This is a genomic window from Cycloclasticus sp. (genome assembly GCF_019090545.1).
Taxonomy (GTDB): Bacteria; Pseudomonadota; Gammaproteobacteria; order Methylococcales; family Cycloclasticaceae; genus Cycloclasticus; species Cycloclasticus pugetii.
Genome location: NZ_JAHRVT010000043.1, coordinates 1 through 5,573 on the forward strand (window position 1 = coordinate 1; position 5,573 = coordinate 5,573).

Annotated in this window: 5 protein-coding genes and 1 tRNA gene; all 6 read right to left on the reverse strand. The window is 40.7% G+C overall.

The window, feature by feature from the left end; genetic code table 11:
• Window positions 1-5: 5 nt before the first annotated feature.
• The 6 genes from KUG63_RS10600 to rpsO all read right to left on the reverse strand — a co-directional run bounded on the left by KUG63_RS10600 (window position 6) and on the right by rpsO (window position 5,562).
• Window positions 6-80: transfer RNA gene (locus KUG63_RS10600), tRNA-Gly, on the reverse strand.
• A gap of 54 nt (window positions 81-134) precedes the next feature.
• Window positions 135-689 carry a CDP-diacylglycerol--glycerol-3-phosphate 3-phosphatidyltransferase gene (pgsA, locus tag KUG63_RS10605; RefSeq protein WP_015006376.1) on the reverse strand — a complete coding sequence of 185 codons (555 nt, stop codon included), beginning with the start codon at window positions 687-689 and terminating at the stop codon, window positions 135-137.
• A gap of 40 nt (window positions 690-729) precedes the next feature.
• On the reverse strand, window positions 730-2,571 hold the full coding sequence (gene uvrC / locus KUG63_RS10610; RefSeq protein ID WP_015006377.1) for an excinuclease ABC subunit UvrC: 1,842 nt from the start codon (window positions 2,569-2,571) through the stop codon (window positions 730-732).
• Between the two features lie 138 nt (window positions 2,572-2,709).
• Window positions 2,710-3,171 (reverse strand): polyhydroxyalkanoate synthesis repressor PhaR, encoded by a 462-nt coding sequence (gene phaR, locus KUG63_RS10615; RefSeq protein WP_015006378.1) that lies wholly within the window; start codon window positions 3,169-3,171, stop codon window positions 2,710-2,712.
• Between the two features lie 27 nt (window positions 3,172-3,198).
• The gene (gene pnp / locus KUG63_RS10620) at window positions 3,199-5,265 is read right to left on the reverse strand and encodes a polyribonucleotide nucleotidyltransferase (protein WP_015006379.1); all 2,067 of its coding nucleotides are present in this window, start codon (window positions 5,263-5,265) and stop codon (window positions 3,199-3,201) included.
• A 27-nt stretch (window positions 5,266-5,292) separates the two neighbouring features.
• Window positions 5,293-5,562, reverse strand: coding sequence for a 30S ribosomal protein S15 (rpsO, locus tag KUG63_RS10625; RefSeq protein WP_015006380.1), 270 nt, complete (start codon window positions 5,560-5,562; stop codon window positions 5,293-5,295).
• Window positions 5,563-5,573: the final 11 nt, after the last annotated feature.

Consider the following 5,573-nt stretch of genomic DNA (forward strand, 5'->3'; position numbering starts at 1 on the left):
AAATTTGGAGCGGGAAACGAGATTCGAACTCGCGACCCCAACCTTGGCAAGGTTGTGCTCTACCACTGAGCTATTCCCGCTTTGAGGCCGTGTATTCTATCTTTCGTAGCAACTCTGTCAAGTCAGAATCCCTACTATTTTCTAAATTGGGGTAAAGCAAGCTGAATATATTGCCACATTGACCAAAGCGTCAGCACTACAGAGATATAAATCAACACCACTCCTAACATCCGAACCGGAATCCCATAAAGGTCTGCGTTAAATAACAAACACACAATCGAAACCATTTGGAACCCTGTTTTATACTTTCCAATCCATGAAACCTTTACAACAGAGCGTTGCCCAACCTCTGCCATCCACTCACGTAATGATGCCACTGAAATTTCGCGACCTATAATGATGGCGACTGGTATTGCGATATAAATAGCTGGATCGGCTTGCACAATAAGCACCAATACAACCACCACCATTAACTTATCAGCCACAGGGTCGAGAAACTCACCAAACGCGGTCTGCAAATTCAACTTTCTGGCTAAAAACCCATCAAACCAATCTGTGATGGATGCCACTATAAATATTAGCGCACACCACAATCTAGGCTCTTCAATTGGCAAGTAAAAAATCACCATTATTACCGGTATAGAGGCAATACGGAATAAGGTCAAAATGGTTGGAATATTAAGAATCATTCAACTAAAAAGTATTGATGTAGCCACATATAGTACCACTTTATCCAGCTGGTCCGTCATGATAGAAGTTATACACTCTTTGCGCTAATGATTTACTGATCCCCTCAACCGTACAAAGGTCATCCACCCCAGCAGATTGAATTTCACGCAAGCCTCCAAACTGTTTAAGTAATTGGCGCCTACGTTTCGGACCTAAGCCATCAATTTGCTCTAGGGTCGACTTTTTCTTCTCTTTACCACGCTGTTGACGATGGCCACTAATAGCGAAACGGTGCGCCTCGTCTCTAATTTGCTGAACAACCAATAAGGCCGGTTCATCTGCTGGAAAAATAAGCACCTTACCGTCCTTTGCACGATAAATTTTTTCCATCCCAACTTTTCTGTCACTACCTTTTGAGATGCCGATAACAAACACTTCAGGGCTATCAATATCGTTTAGTGCTTTTAAAACAGCATTAACTTGGCCTTTCCCACCATCAATTATCAGCAAATCGGGCACTACATGTTCATTTTTTTTGGCACGAAGGAAGCGACGTGATACTGCCTGAGACAGTGCAGCATAGTCATCACCCGGCGTAACTCCGGTGATATTGAAGCGACGATAATCTGATTTCAAAGGGCCCTCCTCATTTAAAACAACACATGAAGCAACGGTTTGATCCCCCTGCAGATGACTAATATCAAAACATTCCATACGCGCAATACCTTTCTCAACGCCTAATAGCATTGATAATTTACTGAGTCTATCCCTTGTATTTTCTCTACTTTCTAGGCGCTGAGTTAAGGCCGTTATAGCGTTACTTTTCGCCATCTTCAGCCAACGCGCCCTTTCCCCTCTGGGGTTAGTAACTAGACTTACTTTCCTCTCTGCTTTCTCATTGAATACTTGTTGGATTAATTCTGCTTCAAGCAAGGCATGACTCAAAATAACCGCCTTAGGTAATTTTTTATCTAAATAAAACTGCAGCAAGAAAGCATTTAACACCTCTTGCTCTGTTTTTCCCTGCGGAATTTTAGGATAAAACGTACGATTGCCTAAATGTTGACCTTTTCGTATGAAAAACACTTGAACACAAGCAACATGCTGCTGTATTTCACACGCAACCACGTCAAGGTCCCCATCATTACCACTAACATATTGGCGCTCCATCACCTTTCTTAACTGAGCAATTTGATCACGGAATTGAGCTGCCTTTTCGAAATTCAACTCATTTGCTGCACTTTCCATTTTCTTAACTAGATCACTGATTAGTTTGCTATTTTTGCCCTCAAGAAATAACACCGTGTGAGCCACATCATCATGATAATCTTGCTGGCTAATAAGGCCAACGCAAGGGGCTGTGCAACGTTTAATTTGATGCTGTAGGCACGGTCTAGACCTATTTTTAAAAAAACTGTCATCACATTGCCTAACGGGGAAAAGCTTCTGCAAGACGTGTAAGCTGTCGCGAACCGCGCCTGCACTGGGGTAGGGACCAAAATACTGCCCTTGCTTTTTTTTAGCACCCCGATGGAATGTAAGTTTGGGAAACTCTTGATGTGTTGATAAATAAATATAAGGGTAACTTTTATCATCCCTTAAACAAATATTATATCTAGGCTTCAATTTTTTGATGAGTTGATTTTCTAACAGCAGCGCCTCACCTTCAGTATGCGTAACAACTATCTCGATCTGTTGCACATAAGACAACATCAGTTTTTTCTTAGCGTCTTTATCTGTTTTATTAAAGTAACTCGACACCCTTTTTTTTAGGTTTTTCGCTTTACCTACATAAATACACACACCACGATGATCGAGCATTTGATAAACACCCGGTTTTTGGGTCAATGTTTTTAGAAAATGCTCGCTATCAAAAGTCGTTAATTTGTCCTTACCTTCCATAACAATCAGTTTACTTATTTATTCAACTTAAGGGCAGCCATATTCATTTTAAATTAACCCTACAGGGTATTTTTATACTAAATGAACAGCCAAAAAAAAACCTCGTAAACGAGGTTTTTTCTTTTAGCTATTAACTGCTTATTTCTTTTTGCTGGCTTTAGCAGGCATCACACTTTTGAACAGCCCTTCTTGCATTTCTTTAAAAACTTCCATATTTCTATTTGCTAATGAGGTCATCATTGCAAAAGGATCAGCTGCTTGCTCCAGTTTGCTCCTTACCTTGGCTCTTTGCTCGGCGATTAACTTCACCGAGTTTTCAAGGTAACTTGCAAAATTATGTTGAAATGGATCACCATAAAAACGAATCAATTGCTCTAACATTTCAGCACTCATTATCGGCTCACCATCCTCTTCTTGCTCAAGAATGATTTGCAATAATACGCTTCGAGTTAAATCTTCTTTTGATTTCGCATCAACAACTTTAACAGGTTCCCGTTCAATAATAAGCTGACGCACATCATTAAGCGTTACATACTTACTAATCTCCGTGTCATACAAACGACGATTAGGGTACTTTTTTATGATTCGAGAATTAGCCATAGTTATTAACCGTGAACTGATGAGTCGTTAATCTATTTCCTTCATGCTTAATCTAACACGTCCTTGGCGATCAACCTCAAGAACTTTCACATTAACAACATCACCTTCAGAAAGCTTGTCACTAACCTTCTCAACACGCTCTTCAGAAATTTGTGAAATATGCACAAGGCCATCTTTGCCTGGCAAGATCGATACAAATGCACCAAAGTCCATTAAACGAACAACTTTACCTTCGTAAATTTTGCCCACTTCAACTTCTGCAGTAATATCTTCTATGCGTTTTAACGCTTTTTCGCCAGCTTCACGATCAACCGAAGCAACTTTTACGATGCCTTCATCAGTAATATCAATAGATGCGCCTGTTTCTTCGGTAATTGCCCGAATAGTGACACCACCTTTACCAATAACATCGCGAATTTTTGCTGGGTCAATCTTAAGTGTAAGGATGCGCGGAGCAAAATCAGACATCTCTTCGCGTGCTTGTGAAAGATCAGAATTCATTTTTTCTAAGATATGCAAGCGGCCTGCCTTTGCTTGCTCCAACGCATTAGACATGATTTCATGCGTAATCCCTTGGATTTTGATATCCATTTGAAGTGCAGTCACACCAGAGTCTGTACCAGAGACTTTAAAGTCCATATCACCTAAGTGATCTTCATCGCCCAAAATGTCAGACAAGACCGCAAATTCATCACCTTCTTTGATAAGGCCCATCGCGATACCAGCTACAGGTGATTTAATCGGCACACCTGCATCCATTAGCGCCAAACTGGTACCACATGTGCTCGCCATTGAGCTTGAACCATTTGATTCTGTCACTTCGGCTACAACACGTAGTACATAAGAGAAATCTTCTTGGCTTGGTAGAACCGCTTGAATACCACGTTTTGCTAGACGACCATGACCAATTTCACGTCTTTTTGGTGAGCCAACAAAGCCTGTTTCACCAACACAATATGGAGGGAAGTTATAGTGCAACATGAAGTGATCACGGTACTCACCTTCTACTGCATCAATCATTTGTGCATCGCGGTCTGTGCCTAACGTTGCAACAACTAATGCCTGCGTTTCACCGCGAGTAAATAGTGCCGAACCGTGTGCACGAGGTAAAACCCCTGTACGCACATGGATAGGACGAACAGTTGACAAATCACGTCCATCAATACGTTTTTTAGTCGATAGTACTAACTCACGGACATGTTTCTTTTCTAGAGAAGAGAAGATTTCTTTTACTTCTTCAGGGTCTTCGTCTTCAAGTTGGGCTAATACACTTGTACGTAGCTCTTGTAATTTAACTTGACGATCAAGTTTAACAAGAATCGTATACGCATCTGCAATGCCAGCTGTTGCAAGATCAGCCACTTTTTCAAGTAACGTTTGATCTTTTTCGGGTGCAACCCATTCCATACGTGGCTTACCCACCTGTTCAGCTAGCTCATTAATGGCCTGAATAGCCGCCTGCATTTGTTCGTGGCCAAAGGTCACGGCGCCCAACATAATATCTTCAGGCAAACAATCAGCTTCTGATTCAACCATTAAAACAGCATCTTCAGTACCTGCAACAACTAAATCTAATTTAGACTCAGCCAAAGCATTTTTTGATGGGTTTAATGCATATTCACCATTTATATAACCTACTCGTGCAGCACCAATTGGACCTTCAAACGGTAGACCTGAAATAGCCAATGCAGCTGATGCACCTAATAAGGCAGGAATATCTGGATCAACTTCTGGGTTTAGTGAAATAACAGTCGCAATAACCTGAGTTTCGTTTTTGTATCCTTTTGGAAACAGTGGACGAATAGGACGGTCGATAAGACGAGAAGTTAGAGTTTCTTTCTCACTTGGTCGCCCTTCTCTCTTAAAAAAACCACCCGGTATTTTACCTGCAGCATATGTTTTTTCTTGATAGTTTACGGTAAGCGGAAAGAATGAATTATTTTCTCCCCCTTCACGTTTACCTACTGCTGTTACTAAAACAATCGTACCGTCTATTTCTACTAGTACTGCTCCGTCTGCTTGACGTGCAATCTCACCTGTTTCAAAAGATACAGTCTGATGACCGAATTGAAACTCTTTTTTTACTGAATTCACTATTTATGCCTACCTATTATTTATCTTTTACTTTCTCAATCCTAAACGCGCAATCAATGCACGGTAACGTTCTACGTCTTTGCCTTTTAAATAGTCTAATAACTTACGGCGACGGTTAATAATTCTTAATAAACCTTGACGTGAATGGTGATCTTTTTTGTTCTCAGAAAAATGCGGTGTCAAATGATTGATTCTCCCCGTTAACAAAGCAACTTGGACCTCTGGAGATCCTGTATCACCTTCTGATAACGCATATTCTTTAACAATTTCTTGCTTTTGTTCTGTACCGAACGACATATTTCTTACTC

Bases quoted from the DNA above. Each gene is read 5' to 3' on its own strand.
- pgsA (WP_015006376.1), bottom strand. From the start codon at position 689: ATGATTCTTAATATTCCAACCATTTTGACCTTATTCCGTATTGCCTCT.
- uvrC (WP_015006377.1), bottom strand. From the start codon at position 2,571: ATGGAAGGTAAGGACAAATTAACGACTTTTGATAGCGAGCATTTTCTA.
- phaR (WP_015006378.1), bottom strand. From the start codon at position 3,171: ATGGCTAATTCTCGAATCATAAAAAAGTACCCTAATCGTCGTTTGTAT.
- rpsO (WP_015006380.1), bottom strand. From the start codon at position 5,562: ATGTCGTTCGGTACAGAACAAAAGCAAGAAATTGTTAAAGAATATGCG.